The sequence below is a fragment of the Brevundimonas bullata genome (genome assembly GCF_014207965.1).
Lineage (GTDB): Bacteria > Pseudomonadota > Alphaproteobacteria > Caulobacterales > Caulobacteraceae > Brevundimonas > Brevundimonas bullata_A.
This window is the reverse complement of the sequence record NZ_JACHLM010000001.1, coordinates 372,975-390,448: the sequence shown is the minus strand read 5'-3', so window position 1 is coordinate 390,448 and position 17,474 is coordinate 372,975. Positions and strand designations below refer to the sequence as shown.

Here is a 17,474-nt window from a genome sequence, read left to right as displayed (position 1 = left end):
AGGACATGGATCGTCGCGCATTGATCGGCCTCGCCGCCCTAAGCACTGCTGTCGTGGCCGAGGCCGCCGAGGCTTCCGGCAAGAGTGAAGGCGGGGGCGGGCCCGCCAACGCCTATATCCCTCTGCCCACGGCCACGGCCACCATCCTGCGCCGCGACGGGCGACGCGGGGTGATGACGGTCGAGGTCGGGGTCGACGTGGCCGACCAGGCCCTGCGCCTGCGCGCCGACCAGTCCAAGCCGCGCCTCAGCGCCGCCTACAACGAGGTGGTGCGGCTGGCCGGCGAACGCATCCTGCCGGGGGCCCCGCCGGACGTCGAATGGCTGAGCCGGGCCTTGCAGGCGGCCACGGATCGGGTGCTGGGCAAGCCGGGGGCGAAGCTGCTGCTCGGGACGGTGATGGTGGTTTAGGGGCGCCCCTACTTCGTCATCCCGGCCGAAGCCGCAGGCGAAGAGCCGGGACCGCCCAAGACGCCGACTTGTAGAATGGGCAGCGCTTCCTGCGGTCCCGGATAGCGGCTGCACCGCTTCCGGGATGACGTAAATATCAGTCCTGCGTCGGGCTGGGCCGGGTGGCGTCGCCGTAGGTCATGGCCAGGAAGACGTCTTCCAGGTCCGGGTCCTCGGTGGCGATGTCCTTGATGGTCACGCCCGCCGCGCGCACCGCCGCCAGCACCTGCTCGACGCTGGATTCGCCGGTGCGATAGGTGACGACGAAGGCCCCGTGCGGGCGCGGCGCGACGTGGAAGCCGTGCAGGTCGGGCAGGACGTCTTGCGGCGTTTCCGGGGTCACCACCACATTGCGAGTGTCCAGACGCTTCAACAGGGTCCGGGTCGGCTCACAGGCCACGACCTCGCCCCGGTTGATGATGGCGATGGTGTCGCACAGCTCCTGGGCTTCTTCGAGGTAGTGGGTGGTCAGGATGACGGTGACGCCTTCCTCGTTGATCTTGCGCACATAGTCCCACAGCTGGCGGCGCAGTTCGACGTCCACGCCGGCCGTCGGCTCGTCCAGGATCAGGACCGGCGGATTGTGCACCAAAGCCTTGGCCACCATCAGGCGGCGCTTCATGCCGCCGGACAGGGCGCGGACATAGGCGTTGGCCTTGTCCGACAGGCCCAAGGCGGCCAGCAGCTCGTCCGAGCGGCGCTCGTCGGCGGGCACGCCATAGAAGCCGGCCTGGACCTCCAGCGCCTCGCGCGGGGTGAAGAAGACGTCGGCGACGATTTCCTGCGGGACCACGCCCAGAGCGGCGCGGGCGTCGCGGGCTTCGTGATCGATGTCGCGGTCCCAGATGCGGACGCTGCCCTCGGACTTGTTGACCACCCCGGCGATGATGTTGATCAGGGTCGACTTGCCCGCGCCGTTGGGCCCCAGAAGCCCGAACATCGAGCCGCGCGGCACCGTCAGATCGACGCCGCGCAGGGCCGTCTTGGCCGGCGACTTCTTGTTGCCCGCATAGGTCTTCTTCAGGCCCCGCACCTCGATGGCGTTGACGGGCAGGGCAGGGGTGTCGGTCATGCGGGCATTCACTCGGACGGCGGAAGCGTGCGGCATAGGTAGGGGGCGCAGACGCATTCGCCAAGGCGCTGTTGCGCGATCGAGGGACAAGGTTTCGCGTCTTTATGTAAATGACGCTTGACGCACGATCGGGGCGTGTCTAGGTTGCTTGTCATAAAGACAACCTGCCTTGATGGAGAGACGCTCATGACCGCCCTGCAAGCCTCGACCAAGAAGCCCCTGACCCGCACCCGCCTGATCGGCTTCGCCGCCATGGGCGTCTGCGCCCTCGGCTACACCGGCATGGGGCTGGCCCTGCTGGCGGGCAAGTTCGAGCATATCGACATGACCCATGCGGCCCTGCTCGCCGCTGTCGCCGCCCTGATCGGCGAGATCGGCCTGTGGGTCGGCGCCGGCTGCCTGGGCCTGACCCTGTTCAAGAAGCGCAAGGCCATGCTGGACAAGCTGTTCCGCCGCCAGCCACGCCCTTCGGAAGTTTGACCCCCATTGTTTGACCAAAGGGTCCGCTCCTTCTAGGAACGGCGCAAGCCTTTCCAGACTGGACCGGACTCCAATGCCTCCCCGCCATACCGACGCCGTCATCCCCCCGCCCGAAGAGATCGTGGTCTCGTCCAAGCGCGTCGCCTGCGACGGCGGCGGCGTCCTCGGCCACCCCCTGGTCTATCTGGAGATGGGCGAGGACGACTTCGTCGAGTGCGGCTACTGCGACCGCCGCTTCGTCCTGTCGGCGCATGCGCACCCGGAAAACGAATACCTCGATCCGGCGGCCCGCCCGCCCGAGGCGCACTGAGCCATGCGCTATCTGCACACCATGGTCCGCGTGAAGGACCTGGAGGCGTCGCTGCACTTCTATCGTGACCTGCTGGGTCTGGTACAGACGCGCCGGATGGACTCTGAGGCCGGGCGCTTCAGCCTGATCTATCTGGCCGCGCCCCAGGACACGGCGCGCGCCGCGGCGGAGAAGTCGCCTGAGGTCGAGCTGACCTTCAACTGGGACCCGGAGGACTATCAGGGCGGCCGCAACTTCGGCCACCTGGCCTTCGAGGTCGAGGATATCTACGCCGCCTGCCAGCGTCTGATGGACGGCGGGGTCGTGATCAACCGCCCGCCGCGCGACGGCCACATGGCCTTCGTCCGCTCGCCCGACGGCATTTCGATCGAGCTGCTGCAAGGCGGCGAGCGTCTGGCCCCGGCCGAGCCCTGGGCCTCCATGCCCAACGTCGGAGCCTGGTGATTTGACCACGGCGCGTCTGATCGTCCTGCTGGCCGCGACCGCCGTCCTGTCCGGTTGCGCCTCGGTCACGGAGACCAATCCGGCGCGGACGGCCACCGACATGTTGCTGGTCAACCGCGCCGCTGATCGGGCGGTCGAGGGTCTGACCCTGCCGATCCCCCAGGGCGCGCGGGTCTTCATCGACGAGACCTATTTCCAGGCCGAGAACGCCCGCTATGCGCTGAGCGCCATCCGCGCCGCCCTGTCGGACGCGGGCTACGCCATCAGCCGCGACCGCGACAGCGCCGACGCCATCTTCGAGGTCCGCGCCGGCGCCCTGTCGCTGGAGCAGATGCGCCGGGTCTTCGGCATCCCCGACATGCGGGTGCCGATCAACGAGACGCTGAACGTTGTCTCCATCCCCGAGCTGTCGATCTATTCCAACCGCGACCGCATGGGCGTGGCCGAGTTTTCCGGCTTCCTCTACGACGGCCGCACGGGTCTGCCGCTGGGCGCCGTCACGCCGATGATCGGCCAGTACAAGATCCGCAGCCACAAGGCCCTGATGGTCGTGACTTGGGGCCAGCAGCTGGCCCAGCCGGGCGAGCGCGATCCAGGCTCCAGCTGGAAAGAGTTCTGAGGCTTTCGTCCGTCTGCTGAAGCGAGACAGGGGCGTCGCCGCGTGTTAGGGCGCGGGTGAGCATAAGTCCGCCCTCTCATCGACGCCGCCAAAGAGCCGCCCTTGTCCTTCTTCCACGCCGGTCCCGCGCCGAAAGGCTTCGGCCCTCGACCCGGCGCCCTGCGCGACGGGCTGGACCTGCATCCGGGCATGAAGGTCGGCCTGTTCGGCGGCTCGTTTAATCCGGCCCATGACGGCCACGCCCATGTGGCCGAGACGGCGATGCGGCGCCTGGGTCTGGACCGGGTGGTCTGGCTGGTCTCGCCGCAGAATCCGCTGAAATCCAGCCACGAGACCGCGCCGCTGTCCGAGCGCATGGCCTCGGCCCGCGCCGCCGCCGCCACGGTCGGACCCGCCATGATCGTCTCGGACTTCGAGACCCGCATCGGCACGCGCTGGACCGTCGACACCGTGAGGGCGCTGACCGCCCGCTATCCGGGGGTCAAGTTCGTCTGGCTGATGGGGTCGGACAATCTGGCCAGCTTCCATCGCTGGCGGGGCTGGACCGACATCATGCGGCTGATGCCCGTCGCCGTGGTCGCGCGACCGGGCAGTCAACTGGACAGCCGTACCGCGCCCGCCGCCGCCCGCTTCGCCCGTTTCCGCATTCCGGCGGCCCAGGCGGGGCTGCTGCCCAGCTTGCAGGCGCCGGCCTGGACCTATCTGACGGCGCCGCTGAATCCGCGCTCCTCGACGGCGATCCGACGGGGGGAGGCGATGAATCCCGGCGATGGGTGACCTTTTCGGCGGGACGTGCTAGGCTGTCGCCTTTAGTAATCTCCCCGGAGCCCTCCGCTGACCCCCTCGCCCGCGCACGATGCGCAAAACGCCGCCGTTTCCAACGCGGCCCATGAAATGGACCCGATCGATTCCGTCCATTCCGACGACGGTCAGGCAGAAGGCGGTCCCAGTAGCGGTGATCAGGCCCTTCCGGTCGGCCAATCCGATCTGGAACGCGCCATCCTCGCCAAGCTGGACGAAGACAAGGCCCTCGACATGGTCCTGATCGACCTGCGCGGCAAAAGCCCGATGTCCGACGCCATGATCGTGGCGTCCGGTCGGTCGAACCGCCACGTCGGCGCTCTGGCCGATCACCTGCTGCGAATGTTCAAGGAAATGGGCCTGGGCAAGGTCAAGGTCGAGGGACTGCCGCACTGTGACTGGGTGCTGCTGGATGCGGGCGACGTGATCGTCCACCTGTTCCGCCCTGAAGTGCGCACCTTCTATAATATCGAGAAGATCTGGGCCATCGACAGCGCCCACCGCGGCGGCGCGGGCGTCGCCTGATCCTCGGGCTGAGCTGACCCCATGAAGCTGGCGATCGCGGCCATCGGCAAGCCGGGCCGCGGTCCCGAGGCCGCTCTGGCCGACGACTATGCCCGGCGGGCGACCCTGGCGGGGCGTCCGTTGGGCCTCGGTCCGCTGGAGCTTGTCGATCTCGAACCCCGCAAATCCGGCAAGGCCCCCGAGGCCGAGCTGATCCTGGCCGCCGCCGAGGGCGCGCACCTGATCGCTTGCGACGAACGCGGCAAGACCTACTCTTCCCGCGCCTTCGCCGACCACATCGCCACCCTGCGTGATCAGGGCGAGCGGCGGCTGGTCTTCGCCATCGGCGGGGCCGACGGCCTGGACGAGAGCGTGCGCCGCGCCGCCCGTTCGACCCTGGCCTTCGGACCCCAGACCTGGCCCCACGCCCTGGCCCGCGCCATGCTGGCCGAACAGCTTTATCGCGCCGTGACCATCCTGTCCGGCTCGCCCTATCACCGCGACTGATGCGCCGGGGGGCGGGACTTCTTCTTGTGTCGGGGCTGGCCTTGATGCTGGCGGGCCCGGCGTCGAGCCAGCGCGCGGCAGCGCCCAATCCTGAACTGGCCCGTCTCCAGGCCGAGTACCGCGACGAGACCGCCCGCGCGCGGCGGCTGCGCGCCGAGGCCGCCGCCGCCGGCGACGAGGTGGTCGATCTGGACCGGCAACTGGCCGAGCTGCGCCGGGCTGAGGCCGAGGATGACGTGCAGATGGAGTCCCAGCGCGCCCGGCTCAAGGAACTGGGCGACCGCGAAGCCGCTCTGGTCGCCTCGCTGTCGCGCGAGCGGGCGGGGCAGGGGCGCCTGCTGTCAGCCCTGCAGATGATGAGCCGAAAACCCCCGCCGCCCCTGCTGATCCCGGCGGACAAGGCGGTTGATACGGTGCGCGCCTCCATCCTGATCCGCGCCATGACGCCCGAGCTGCAAGGCCGCGCCAAGTCTCTGATGGGGCGTCAGGCCGAGGTTATCCGCATCCGCCGCCTGGCCGCCCTGTCCAGCGAACGCCTGTTCACCGTCGAGAGCGCGCAGGGCGACCGCCGCGCCGAGATCGAGAGCCTGTCGGCCCGCAAGGTGGCCCTGCGCGCCGTCCTGCGCGCCGAGGCCGCCCGCGCCGAACGCGCCACCCGCGCCCTGGAGGCCCGCATCCGCGCACTGGGCGGCCAGACGCCGGTCATCGCCGAGGCCGCCGTCGAGGCCCCCGCCGCGCGTCTGCCCGCCGGGCGCAGCCGCCTGACCGCCCCGGTGCAGGGCGCGCCGTCGCAGCGTTTCGGCGGCGGCTCCAGCGGCTGGCGCTGGCGCTCCAGCCACGAGGTCATCGCCGCCCCGGCCTCCGCGCGCGTCGCCTACGCCGGCCCGCTGAAGGAGTGGGGCGAGGTGGTGATTCTGGACCTCGGCCCCGGCTGGCGCGTCGTCGTCGCCGGTCTGGACCAGCTGTCGGTGGACACCGGCCAGCGCGTCGCCGACGGCCAGGCCCTGGGCCGCACCGGCGAGGACGGCGAAGCCTATTTCGAGCTGCGCCGCGACGAGCGCCCCATCGACCCCGCGCCCTGGCTGCAATAGCGCTGCAATCGGTGGCGCCCTCGCGCGAAAGTCCTTTCAAATCCGCGCGGACGCTGATTGTATCGTCCTATCTGACGTCGGCGCCTGAACGCCTGCGCCTCCCTTGACGACCGGAGCCCCAGCGGGTCCGATGGAAAGACACCGAATGCGTAAACTGCTTCTGATCGGTTGCGCCGCCCTGGCCCTGGGCGGTTCGGCGGCGGCTGTCGCCAGCCAGACCCCGCGCAACGAGACCTTCCGCATGCTTCAGATGTTCGGCGACGTGCTGGGCATCGTCGAGCAGGCCTATGTGGTGCCGGTCGACAACAAGAAGCTGATCGAGGCGGCGCTGTCGGGGATGATGACGGCGCTGGACCCCCATTCCAACTATCTGCCGCCCAAGTCCTATGGCGACCTGCGCGAGCGCACGACCGGTGAGTATTCCGGCGTCGGCCTGACCATCACCTCCGAGGGCGGTCTGGTGAAGGTCATCTCGCCTATGGACGACAGCCCGGCGGGCCGCGCCGGCGTCCAGGCGGGCGACGTCATCAGCGCCATCGACGGCCAGAACGCCGCCGGCCTGACCGTGTCCGAGGTGTCCGAGAAGCTGCGCGGGGCCATCGGCGCCAGCGTCACCGTCACCTTCCTGCGGGACGGCGAGGAGCCGCGTGAGGTCAAGCTGACCCGCGAGGTGATCAAGGTTGAATCCGTCACCGGTCGTCTGGAAGGCGACTTCGGCTATCTGCGCGTCTCGACCTTCAACGAGAACACCGGCCGCGAACTGACCGAGACCATCGAGCGGCTGAAGCGCGAGAAGCCCGGCATCAAGGGCTATGTCCTGGACCTGCGCAACAACGGCGGCGGGCTGCTGACCGCCGCCATCGACGTGTCCGACGCCTTCATGGAGCGCGGCGAGATCGTCAGCCAGCGCGGCCGCAAGCCGGATCAGATCGAACGCTACGCCGCCAAGCCGGGCGACCTGACCGGCGGTCTGCCGGTCGTGGTTCTGATCAACTACGGCTCGGCTTCGGCGTCCGAGATCGTGGCCGGCGCCCTGAAGGACCAGGAGCGGGCGACGGTCGTCGGCCTGACCAGCTTCGGCAAGGGGTCGGTGCAGACGGTCATCCCGCTGCGCGGGGGCCAGGACGGCGCCCTGTCGATCACCACGGCGCGCTACTACACGCCCTCGGGCCGCTCGATCCAGAAAATCGGCATCGAGCCGGATCTGGAGGTCGCGCGCTCGGAGGCCGAGGCCCGCATCGTCTCGCGTTCCAGCTTCATCTATTCCGAGGCCGCCTACGCCACGGCGCTGGACTCCTCCATCGGGGCCGAGCGCAAGGGGCCGCACGTCCCGCTTGAGGCGCCCGGCAAGGACTTCGACAAGACCAAGGACTATCAGCTGCAACGCGCGCTGGACGTGCTGCGCGCTGGCGGCGACCTGGCCAAGTTGGCCGCCGCACCGGCTGACGTCGTGGTCACAGCCCCGGGCGCCAAGCCGGTCGAGACGGCCGAGGCCGACACGCCGGACACCTCTGGCGAGCGTCCTGCGCGAGGCCCGGAGATCACGCCTCGCAATGAGCCGAAGAAGGACTGATCCTTCTTTGACGTGGTGAACGCCGCGTTAGGGTTTCTTAACCGGCGCTGGGGATAAGTGAGGATCGAGGAGCGCCGCGTCGTGTGGTTCTCCAGTTCCCGCCCCTGTCGTTCGAGCGCCGCCCTGTCCATGTTCGCCAAACGCCAGTCCGCCCTCGCCGCCGCCGCCGGCCTGCCGCCGGAGGATCGGTCACGCGTCAGCCTCGATTCCCTCGTCGCCGTGTTGAAGAAGCCGCCGGTCGCCGTGGGCGCGGCAGGCGTCTTCGTCCTGGCCGCCGGGGCGCTGTTTGTCGCCGTCATGGGCGATCCACGCGCGGGTGCGCCCTCGGCCCGCGTGGCCCTGGAACGTCCCGCCGCCGCAGCCGACCCGGCGCCGACCGGCGCCGACGCCTTTTCCATGAGCGGCCTCGATCTCTATCAGGACATGGCCGGGGTCGATCCGTCCCTGCTGGACCCTAATGGCGCGGCCGGGGGCGAGGCCCTGATCACCCTGCCGGACGGCGCCAGCGTGGCGGGCGGTTCGGCCATCGCCGCCCCGGTGCGCGCCCCCTCGAACCCTTTGCCCAAGGCGCCGATCGCCGGGCTGTTCTCGCCCGGCCCTAACGGTCCCCTGCCGCGCATCGCCCCCGACGGCCGCGTTCCCGCCCAGGCCTACGCCCGGCCCTTCCGCGCCAACGGCAAGCCCATGGTGTCGCTGATTGTCGGCGGCCTGGGGCTGAACGCCGTCACCACCCGCGCCGCCATCGAGCGTCTGCCCGCCGAGGTGACGCTCAGCTTCGTCCCCTACGCCGAGGGTCTTCAGGCCTGGATCGACATGGCCCGGGCCCAGGGGCACGAGGTGATGATCGAGCTGCCGATGGAGCCGACCGGATATCCTGAGAACGATCCGGGCCCCTACACCCTTCTGTCCAGCGGCGGCGCCGACGACGTCGAGGCCAAGCTGGACTGGCTGCTGGGTCGCGCCACCGGCTATTTCGGCGTGACCAACTATCTGGGCGATCGCTTCGCTGCTTCGGACGAGGGCATGGGCGCCATGTTGGCCGTGCTGCGCCAGCGCGGGGTGGCCTTCCTCGACGACGGCTCCATGCGCAGAAAACCCGGCGCCTTCGCCCGCGCCAGCGCCGACCGCATCATCGACGAAACCCAGAGCCCCGCCGCCATCATGGGCCAGCTCAACGCCCTGGAAGCCGCCGCCAAGACGCGCGGCGCGGCGATGGGAACCGGCTTCTCCTATCCCGTCACCGTCGAAGCCGCCGCCCGTTGGACGGCGGGCCTGGACGCGCGCGGCCTTCAGCTGGCGCCGGCCTCGGCCATGACGCGCCGCCCGGGCAGGTAGCAGACGGCCTTGGGAGGCTGGATCAGGTCAACGGGTCGATCTGATTTGCTGATACGGCGGCCGAGACGCACCCACTGTCTCAGGGCGAAGCGGGTGTTGACCCTGCCGGCTGACGGACGGGGCCGGGGCGATTGCGCCGTTCAGATCGTCATCAAGCTTAACTCCGCCTCGAACGGGCGGAGCTAAGCTTGGACCTTGCGCGATGCTTCAGCCGGTAAGGCGTCGGATCAGCTGACGGCGCGCAGGTGCGAGGCGCCGGCGCCGCCGCGATCCAGTCGGAAGCGGCCGACCTGCTGATTCAGGCTGACGGCTTCGTTGGCCAGTTGGCGGGCGGCGGCGGTGGCTTCTTCGGTCATGGCCGCGTTCTGCTGGGTGATGTCGTCCATCTCGCCCATGGTGCGGCGGACGCGGGCCAGGCCTTCGGCCTGTTCCTGGGCCGAGCCGGCGATGCCGCTGGCCAGGCCGTCGATGGCCACCACGCGACCGCCGATCCGCTCCAGCGCCTCGCCTGTGCGTTCAACCAGATCGACGCCGCGCGCCACCTGGGCCGAGGAGGTCGAGATCAGGCTGCGGATCTCGCCGGAGGCTTCGGACGAGCGCTGCGCCAGGGCGCGCACTTCCTGAGCCACCACGGCGAAGCCGCGACCGGCGTCGCCGGCGCGCGCCGCCTCGACCCCGGCGTTCAGGGCCAGCAGGTTGGTCTGGAAGGCGATCTCGTCGATCAGGCTGGTGAAGCGGGCGATGCCGGTCGAGGATTCGGCGATGGCGTGGATGGCGGAAACGGCTTCGCCGACCACCTGGCTGCTGGCTTCGACGTCGACGCGGGCGGCGGCCAGGGCTTCGGCGGTCTGGCGGGCGTTGTCGGCGGTCGAGGCCACGGCGCGGGCGATGGCGTCGGCCTCGTTGACCGTGCGCTCTAGGTTGGCGGCCTGACGTTCGGTGCGGCTGGCCAGGTCTTCCGAGGCGGTGGCCAGCTGGTTGGAGCCGGCGCTCAGGCTCTGGACGCTGTCGGCCACGGCGCGGACGGCGGTGCGCAGGGCGCGGGTGGCGGCGTGGAAGTCGTTCTGCAGGCTGCGGTACTGTTCCGGGAAGACCCCGGGGATGGTCGCCGACAGGTCGTTCTCGGCCAGATCATGCAGGGCGGCGCCCAGGGCGCGGACCACCTCAGTCTGACGCGCCTCGGCCTCGTCGTGGGCGGCCTGAACCTTGTCGCGCTGCTCCTGCAGGACTTCGAGGTAGATGGAGATGGCCAGGTCCATGTCCAGCATGACGCGCTGGGTCAGTTCGGCGATCGCTTCGGCGGTGACGCGGTCATGCTCGCGCCTGTTGGCCCAGAACTTCCGGGGGCGGGCCGCGATGGCGCGGGTCAGGTGTGCCAGGATGACGCTGTAGCCGCCTATGTACCACCGCGGCTCCAGGCCGATGCGGGCGTGGACATGGCCGATGGTGCGCACAGACTTGGCGTAGTCCTCGTCGGCGCGGCCGTCGATGATGGCGTCCCAGTGGCGCTCCTGCGCCTTGCTGGCGGCGCTGATGTGGGCCTCTTCGCGGAAGAAACGGCGGGTGGTCGGCTCGGCGCGCACCCGGTCGTAGAAGGCGGCCAGGGCGACCGGCGCTTCTCTGCGCAACAGGGGGGCCATGGCCCGGTATCCTGCCGAGGCCTGACCCAGGCCCATAAATCTCATGCGATGTTCGATGTCTTCGCCCGCCATGTTCGAGGTTCTCTACGCAACGCTACTCAGGCGCAGGGGAGCGCGCCTGCTTATCCCTTTGAACCTTAGGGGTATTGCGGCCCTTAAGAGCGGGGTGCGTAGAATCCCTTAGGCGCCCGCAAGGCCTGTGGGCGGATCGCTGCTGACTGTCATATAAAGGTATCCTTATGGGTTGATTGCCCCGGCGCGCCGGGCGCGCTATAGCGACGCGTTGAAAAATCCCGCCGCGAGAGCTCCTTCATGACCGACTACATCGTTCGCGACATTTCCCTGGCCGACTTCGGCAACAAGGAAATCGCCATCGCCGAAACCGAAATGCCGGGCCTGATGGCGCTGCGCGACGAGTTCGGCGCCGCCCAGCCGCTGAAGGGCGCCCGCATCGCCGGCAGCCTGCACATGACCATCCAGACGGCTGTGCTGATCCAGACGCTGGAAGCTCTGGGCGCTGAAGTACGCTGGGCCTCGTGCAACATCTTCTCGACCCAGGACCACGCCGCCGCCGCCATCGCCGCCGCCGGCACGCCGGTCTTCGCCACCAAGGGCGAGACCCTGGAAGAATACTGGGACTACGCCCACAAGATCTTCGAATGGGCTGACGGCGGCTATCCGAACCTGATCCTCGACGACGGCGGCGACGCCACCCTGCTGTGCGTGCTTGGCCCGAAGGCCGAGAAGGACATCTCGGTCCTGTCGAACCCGCAGAACGAGGAAGAAGAAGCCCTCTACAAGGTGATGAAGCGCTACATCGCCGAGAAGCCCGGCTTCTACTCGGCCATTCGCGACGCCATCGGCGGCGTGTCGGAAGAGACGACCACGGGCGTTCACCGCCTGTATCAGATGGCCGAGCGCGGCGAGCTGCCGTTCCCGGCCATCAACGTCAACGACAGCGTCACCAAGTCCAAGTTCGACAACCTCTACGGCTGCCGTGAGAGCCTGGTCGACGCCATCCGTCGCGGCACCGACGTCATGCTGTCGGGCAAGGTCGCCGTGGTCTGCGGCTACGGCGACGTGGGCAAGGGGTCGGCGGCTTCGCTGCGCAACGGCGGCGCGCGCGTCATCGTCACCGAGATCGACCCGATCTGCGCCCTGCAGGCCGCCATGGAAGGCTATGAGGTCCAGACCCTGGAAGACGTCGCCGACAAGGCCGACATCTTCGTCACCACGACGGGCAACAAGGACGTCATCCGCCTCGAGCACATGCGCGCCATGCGCAACAACGCCATCGTCTGCAACATCGGCCACTTCGACTCGGAAATTCAGGTCGCCGCCCTGAAGAACTTCAAGTGGGACGAGATCAAGCCGCAGGTCCACCACATCGAGTTCCCGGACGGCAAGAAGATCATCCTGCTGTCGGAAGGCCGTCTGGTGAACCTGGGCAACGCCACGGGCCACCCGTCCTTCGTGATGTCCGCCTCGTTCACCAACCAGACCCTGGCCCAGATCGAGCTGTGGACCAACGCCAAGTCCTATCAGAACCAGGTCTATACCCTGCCCAAACATCTGGATGAGAAGGTCGCCTTCCTCCACCTGGCCAAGCTGGGCGCCAAGCTGACCACGCTGACCCAGGAACAGGCCGACTATATCTCGGTCCCGACCGAGGGTCCGTTCAAGCCGGAACACTACCGCTACTAGGACCTGCTGAAGGTCTGAATGCAGAAGCCCCGCGTCGTCGCCGACGCGGGGTTTTTCTTTGGTCGGAGAACGTTCAGTTCGTCATCCCGGAAGCGGCGCAGCCGCTATCCGGGACCACAAGAAGCGCAGACCTTCAGGCCGTCGCGTCCTTGGCGGTCCCGGCTCTCCGCTGCGCTTCGGCCGGGATGACGGTAGAGGGGCTAGGCGGCGTCGCGCGGGTCGTAGGCGTCGATCTCGCGCCCCATCAGACCCGTCTCGAAGTCCATGAAGATGTCGATCAGTTCGTCGACCCCGACCGGCGGGGCCTTGGGGCCGAAGCGGAAGCGCCAGAAGCTGACGATGTGCTGCACCGCGCCCAACTGGTCGCCCAGGCGCGCGAACAGGGCGGGGGCCTCGAGCAGGAAGTCGCGGAAGGCCAGCGGCTTGCCGTCCCGCGTCAGGCCCGCATAGGCGTCGTCATAATAGCGCAAGGTGCGGCTGACCTCTTCGCAGGTCTTCATGATGCGGCCCCGCAGAACCGACCGTCCACGATCGATATATTCCTTGGCCGCGCGGTCGCTGGGGCCGACCGGCTTGACCGTCCCCACCTCGTCGGCGACGTGGACGATGTCGGCCATCAGGCTGGCCAGGGTCCACTTGTAGTAGAGGAAGCCCTTCCAGCAGAAGACGCCCTCCTGATACTGCTCGGGCTCCAGCCTCAGGGTGGCGCGCAGCGCCTCCAGCCGGTCGCCGGGAGCGTTGGACAGGATCTTGGTGGCCATGCGGGCGGTCGAGCCTACCGCCGCCACGCCGCCGCCCATGCTGAGGGTGACCAGGGGCTCGATTTCGGCCTGGACGAAGGTCAGCATTTTTTCGAGGTCGGCCTCGCTGAGGGCGAAATAGCAGGGCGCCGCGTCCACCTCGCCGCGCCGCAGTTGCTCGCGCAGCAGGAAGGGGTCCAGCGACGGCAACTGATCCATCAGCCGCAGGGTCCTCAGGTCCGGGTGGTCGGCTTGAATTCCGAACGCCTCCTGCATGGCGCGTTCGAAGCCGATCTGGTTGACGAAGACGAAGCGCCCGCCGGTCTTCAGGTCGGCGCTGTCGATCGGGACCACCACCTTGGTCGCCACCTGGCGGCGGCCGGGGAAGGAGTCGGTCTCGTTGCGCCGCAGCCGGTGCTTGATGATCAGGGAGGTGTTCAGCGCCGGGGTGCGGAACATGGGGCGCTCGGCCCAGTCGTCGGTCTCGCCGTGTTCGTCATAGACCTTGAGCAGGTTCAATACGCGCGCGGTCGAGGCGCTGCGGCGCAGATGTTCCAGATTGCGGACGGCGCGATCAGTCATGGCCGCGACACTGCCCGGCAAAGATGACTAACGGCTTAGCTGGCAAAGAAAGAGGGCCGCCTCGGGGGAGGCGGCCCTGTCAGTTCGGGGAGGAAACGGGGCTCAGAAGGTCGTCGTCACCGACACCCACAGGCGGCGCGGCTCCTGGTTGTTGGCGTATTCCGGCGCATAGGCGACGGGCGCGCCGTAGGGCAGCAGGCTGACGAAGTCCTTGTTGAACAGGTTGTAGATGGTGGCGTTGACCGTGACCCGCTCGGTCACATCATACGACCCGCCCAGGTGGAACAGTTCATAGGCCTTGTAGTCGCCCCAGGCGTCGCGGGCGGCGCCCAGGCCGCGGAAGCGCTCGGACCGATACTCGCCGCGCAGCCACAGGTTCACCTTGTCCGTGGCGTTCCAGCGCAGGCTGGCGTTGACCATATGCTCGGGGGTGTCGGTCAGGGGCAGACCCTTGGCCGCGCCCGACTTCTGCTCGCTGTCGGTGTAGGTGTAGTTGCCCGACAGGGTCCAGTCGGGGGCGAAGCGCCAGCGCGCCGCCGTCTCGACGCCGCGCGTCACGGCCTCGTCCACATTCACCTGCTGGCTGAAGGTGGCGTAGTTGGCCCAGAAGCCGACGTCGGTGCAGCCGGTCTTGTTGTAGGTTCCGGCGTCATACTCGGCGCGCGTCAGGCCGAAGGTGCAGTTCGCGACCGGGGTTCCGGCGGCGATCTTGTCCTGGAACTCGTTGTTGAAGACCGTGACGTTGGCGCGGAAGGTCGAGCCGTTGTCATAGAAGACGGCGATCTCGCTGGAGGTCGAGGTCTCGGGCTTCAGGCCCGGCGAGCCCAGCAGGGGCAGGCGGCCCTGCGAGCCGAAGCCGTTGATGCCCTCGGCCAGTTGCTCCAGACGCGGGGTCTTGAAGCCCTGGCTGACGCCGCCCTTGATGGTCCACTCCGGCGAGGCGTTCCATACCAGATAGGCGCGCGGGCTGAAGTGGGCGCCGAATTTGGAATGGTCGTCGTGACGCGCGCCGAGCGTCAGGGCCAGGTTGTCGGTGAAGCGCCACTCGTCCTCGGCGAACAGGGCCCACTGGGTGTGCTCGAAGGTCGTCGGGGCCACGCCGTCGACCATTTCAGCGTCCCAGTACTGGCCGCCCACGGTGAAGGTGTGGTTGCGCCATTGCGAGAACAGCTTGGTGTCGAAGATGGTGTTTTCCGACACGAGGTCGCGCGCGCCGCCGGCCCCGGCCACCCCGTTGGGGATGATGCGGCCGATGGTCTCGGTCTTGCCGAACGACAGGTTGGATTCCAGCACGCCGAACGGCAGACGCCAGTTGTGCGCCAGGGCGTACTGGTCGCGGTTGAACTCCAGCGCGTTTCCGTAGCCGCCGGCGGTGGTGTTGGTGCCCATCTGACCCTTGGCGTTGTCGTACCACTGGCGCGAGACGTCCACGTCCAGCCACAGGTCGTGATCGACGTGCGGCGTCAGGGTCAGGCGGCCGCCCAGGGTCCAGATCTCGTTCTCGGTCGAGCTGCGGCCAAAGCCGGTGACCGGAGTCTCGACGCCGCCGACGTTCTCGAACTTCAGGTTGGACTGCTCGCGCGTCAGATAGGAGCCGCGCACCGCCAGACCCATCAGGTCCTTCACCAGCGGGCCATTGGCGTAGAAGTCGCCGCCCCAGAGGTCGCCGAAATCATCGTCGCCCTGCAGGGTGTAGTTGGCCGAGGCCGAGCCGCCCCAGACGTCGCCGACCTTGCGGGTGATGATGTTGACCACCCCGCCCATGGCGTCGGAGCCATAGAGGGTCGAGACCGGGCCGCGCACGACCTCGATGCGCTCGATGGCCGAAACCGGGGGCATGAAGCTGGAGGAGGTCTCGCCAAAGCCGTTCGGCGTGACGCTGCCGGCCGTGTTCTGACGGCGGCCGTCGATCAGGATCAGGGTGTAGTCCGAGCCCATGCCGCGGATGTTGATGGTCTGGCCGCCGGTCTTGCCGACGGCGGCGCCCACGTCGACGCCCTCGATGTTGGTCAGGATCTCGGCGACCGAGGTGGCGCGCATCTCCTCGATGTCCTGGCGCGGGACGACGCTGATCGAGGCCGGGGCCTGGGTGATGCGTTGTTCAAAGCCGGACGCCGTAACCACTACGTCGGCGATCCGGGTCGCGGACTGGCGCTGCTCCTCGGTCAGCTCCTCCGCGTTCGCGGTCTGACCCGTGGCGAGGGCGGCCAGGGCAGAGGCGGCCAGCAGGGTCGAACGGCGAGAGACGGCGAAGAAAGACATGAATGGCCCCGTTGTGTTGCGAGCGCTTCTCAACATCAGCGACCATGGCGTGGCAATGGGGGTGTGCGAATACGTCGCAATTGCGCGAGCCTTCATCAAGCATCGCGGACGCTGGCGCAGACGGGGCGCGGGGCCTAGAAAGCGGTCATGGAAATCTTCGACATCCTGATCCTCATCGCCATCGCGGCCGTCACCATCACCCTCGGCTTCGGCGTCTACACCCTGTATCGCGGCGGGGATTTCGCCCGCACCAACTCAAACAAGCTGATGCGGCTGCGCGTCGTGCTGCAGGCGGTCGCCGTGCTGCTGCTGATGGGCGGGATGTGGTGGAAATCCACGCACGGCGGCTGAGACTACAAGCAGGCTGAGGGGCGAAAAGCATGGTCACGCTGAACAAGATCTACACCCGGACCGGCGACGGCGGGCAGACCCGCCTGGCCTCGGGCGCGCCGGTGTCCAAGACCGATCTGCGGGTCGAGGCCTATGGGACAGTCGATGAACTGAACGCCGTCATCGGCGTGGCCCGTCTGAACAGCGGCCAGAACGATCGCATCGACGCCATGCTGGGGCGTATCCAGAACGAGCTGTTCGACCTCGGCGCCGATCTGGCCACGCCGCTGGATCCGGCCCCGAAATGGGAGGCCCTGCGCATCATCGCCTCGCAGGTCGAGCGCATCGAGACCGAAATCGACTGGATGAACGAGAGTCTGAAGCCGCTGGACAGCTTCATCCTGTCGGGCGGTTCCGCCCTGTCGGCCCACCTGCACCTGGCGCGCACGGTCTGCCGCCGGGCTGAGCGCGACGCCATTCGCCTGATGGAATCGGGCCAGCAGGTGAACCCGGAGGCCGTCCGCTACCTGAACCGCCTGTCGGACCACCTGTTCGTCGCCGCCCGCCGCGCCAACGCCAACGGCGCCGCCGACATTCTGTGGAAGCCCGGCGCGACGCGCTGAATCGCCTAAGAGCGAACGCGACCTAAAATCCTCCCCCGCTGCGCAGGGGAGGATCGAGGTTTTACCGCTGCTGCAAGGCCTCGACCCGCACCCGTTCGGCGGCGGTCGCGGCGTCGCGGGCGCGCTTCTCGGCGGTCAGCTGGGTCTCGATGACCACCAGTTCCTTGTTCTTCTCGGCCGAGGCCTCGGCGCGGGCGCCGGGAAGGGGGCGGCCCGTGATTTCGGCGATCGAGATGGGCTGGGCGCAGATGCGGCTTTCGATGTCGTACCACTTGCCCTCGGCCTCGCAGCGCTCGCCCGGCTCCATCCAGTAGTGCTGGAACACGAAGACGCCGGCCACCATGACGGCGAACAGGCTGAAGAACAGGATGCCCAGGCGGCGGTTGGTGAGAAAGCGTTTCATGCGGG

The 17,474-nt window shown here is 68.4% G+C and carries 19 protein-coding genes; 14 read left to right on the top strand and 5 right to left on the bottom strand.

The features are described 5' to 3' along the window. The first annotated feature begins 5 nt into the window (after positions 1–5). On the top strand, positions 6–410 hold the full coding sequence (locus HNP51_RS01960; RefSeq protein WP_184266457.1) for a Tat pathway signal protein: 405 nt from the start codon (positions 6–8) through the stop codon (positions 408–410). Between the two features lie 136 nt (positions 411–546). On the opposite strand, the gene HNP51_RS01955 is transcribed toward HNP51_RS01960, so the two are convergent. After that, positions 547–1,521, bottom strand: a complete 975-nt coding sequence (locus tag HNP51_RS01955) for an ABC transporter ATP-binding protein (protein WP_184266454.1) — start codon at positions 1,519–1,521, stop codon at positions 547–549. A gap of 186 nt (positions 1,522–1,707) precedes the next feature. On the opposite strand from HNP51_RS01955, the gene HNP51_RS01950 reads away from it, so the two are divergent. The 10 genes from HNP51_RS01950 to HNP51_RS01905 all read left to right on the top strand — a co-directional run bounded on the left by HNP51_RS01950 (position 1,708) and on the right by HNP51_RS01905 (position 9,185). Then, complete coding sequence (locus HNP51_RS01950) at positions 1,708–2,001, top strand: hypothetical protein (protein ID WP_184266451.1); 294 nt, start codon at positions 1,708–1,710, stop codon at positions 1,999–2,001. Between the two features lie 73 nt (positions 2,002–2,074). Then, entirely contained in the window at positions 2,075–2,311 is a 237-nt protein-coding gene (locus HNP51_RS01945; RefSeq protein WP_184266448.1) for a zinc-finger domain-containing protein, read from the top strand. Positions 2,312–2,314: 3 nt separating this feature from the next. Continuing rightward, on the top strand, positions 2,315–2,755 hold the full coding sequence (locus HNP51_RS01940; protein ID WP_184266445.1) for a VOC family protein: 441 nt from the start codon (positions 2,315–2,317) through the stop codon (positions 2,753–2,755). 1 nt (position 2,756) lies between these two features. Continuing rightward, the gene (locus HNP51_RS01935) at positions 2,757–3,374 is read left to right on the top strand and encodes a DUF6655 family protein (RefSeq protein ID WP_184266442.1); all 618 of its coding nucleotides are present in this window, start codon (positions 2,757–2,759) and stop codon (positions 3,372–3,374) included. 102 nt (positions 3,375–3,476) lie between these two features. After that, a complete protein-coding gene (locus HNP51_RS01930; protein ID WP_409360094.1) occupies positions 3,477–4,151 on the top strand; it encodes a nicotinate-nucleotide adenylyltransferase in 675 nt (224 codons plus the stop codon). A gap of 117 nt (positions 4,152–4,268) precedes the next feature. Next, a complete protein-coding gene (gene rsfS / locus HNP51_RS01925; RefSeq protein ID WP_184266438.1) occupies positions 4,269–4,700 on the top strand; it encodes a ribosome silencing factor in 432 nt (143 codons plus the stop codon). Positions 4,701–4,721: 21 nt separating this feature from the next. Further along, positions 4,722–5,186, top strand: a complete 465-nt coding sequence (gene rlmH / locus HNP51_RS01920; RefSeq protein WP_184266435.1) for a 23S rRNA (pseudouridine(1915)-N(3))-methyltransferase RlmH — start codon at positions 4,722–4,724, stop codon at positions 5,184–5,186. 26 nt (positions 5,187–5,212) lie between these two features. Next, complete coding sequence (locus HNP51_RS01915) at positions 5,213–6,277, top strand: peptidoglycan DD-metalloendopeptidase family protein (protein WP_311769885.1); 1,065 nt, start codon at positions 5,213–5,215, stop codon at positions 6,275–6,277. Between the two features lie 145 nt (positions 6,278–6,422). Next, on the top strand, positions 6,423–7,850 hold the full coding sequence (locus HNP51_RS01910; protein ID WP_184266428.1) for a S41 family peptidase: 1,428 nt from the start codon (positions 6,423–6,425) through the stop codon (positions 7,848–7,850). Between the two features lie 129 nt (positions 7,851–7,979). After that, a complete protein-coding gene (locus HNP51_RS01905) occupies positions 7,980–9,185 on the top strand; it encodes a divergent polysaccharide deacetylase family protein (RefSeq protein WP_184266426.1) in 1,206 nt (401 codons plus the stop codon). A 227-nt stretch (positions 9,186–9,412) separates the two neighbouring features. Here HNP51_RS01905 and HNP51_RS01900 read toward each other — a convergent pair whose 3' ends face one another. Then, complete coding sequence (locus HNP51_RS01900; RefSeq protein ID WP_184266423.1) at positions 9,413–10,897, bottom strand: globin-coupled sensor protein; 1,485 nt, start codon at positions 10,895–10,897, stop codon at positions 9,413–9,415. Between the two features lie 240 nt (positions 10,898–11,137). Between HNP51_RS01900 and ahcY the strand changes: the two genes are divergently transcribed. Then, positions 11,138–12,529 carry an adenosylhomocysteinase gene (ahcY, locus tag HNP51_RS01895; RefSeq protein WP_184266420.1) on the top strand — a complete coding sequence of 464 codons (1,392 nt, stop codon included), beginning with the start codon at positions 11,138–11,140 and terminating at the stop codon, positions 12,527–12,529. A 200-nt stretch (positions 12,530–12,729) separates the two neighbouring features. On the opposite strand, the gene HNP51_RS01890 is transcribed toward ahcY, so the two are convergent. Together HNP51_RS01890 and HNP51_RS01885 are read right to left on the bottom strand one after the other, a co-directional pair. Further along, on the bottom strand, positions 12,730–13,851 hold the full coding sequence (locus HNP51_RS01890; RefSeq protein WP_184266417.1) for a hypothetical protein: 1,122 nt from the start codon (positions 13,849–13,851) through the stop codon (positions 12,730–12,732). Positions 13,852–13,953: 102 nt separating this feature from the next. After that, positions 13,954–16,113 (bottom strand): TonB-dependent receptor domain-containing protein, encoded by a 2,160-nt coding sequence (locus tag HNP51_RS01885; RefSeq protein ID WP_184266414.1) that lies wholly within the window; start codon positions 16,111–16,113, stop codon positions 13,954–13,956. 147 nt (positions 16,114–16,260) lie between these two features. Between HNP51_RS01885 and HNP51_RS01880 the strand changes: the two genes are divergently transcribed. Then, the gene (locus HNP51_RS01880; protein ID WP_114818174.1) at positions 16,261–16,464 is read left to right on the top strand and encodes a twin transmembrane helix small protein; all 204 of its coding nucleotides are present in this window, start codon (positions 16,261–16,263) and stop codon (positions 16,462–16,464) included. 29 nt (positions 16,465–16,493) lie between these two features. Further along, positions 16,494–17,066, top strand: coding sequence for a cob(I)yrinic acid a,c-diamide adenosyltransferase (locus HNP51_RS01875; protein ID WP_114818175.1), 573 nt, complete (start codon positions 16,494–16,496; stop codon positions 17,064–17,066). 61 nt (positions 17,067–17,127) lie between these two features. On the opposite strand, the gene HNP51_RS01870 is transcribed toward HNP51_RS01875, so the two are convergent. Further along, positions 17,128–17,469 (bottom strand): hypothetical protein, encoded by a 342-nt coding sequence (locus HNP51_RS01870; RefSeq protein WP_184266412.1) that lies wholly within the window; start codon positions 17,467–17,469, stop codon positions 17,128–17,130. Between the last annotated feature and the right edge of the window lie 5 nt (positions 17,470–17,474).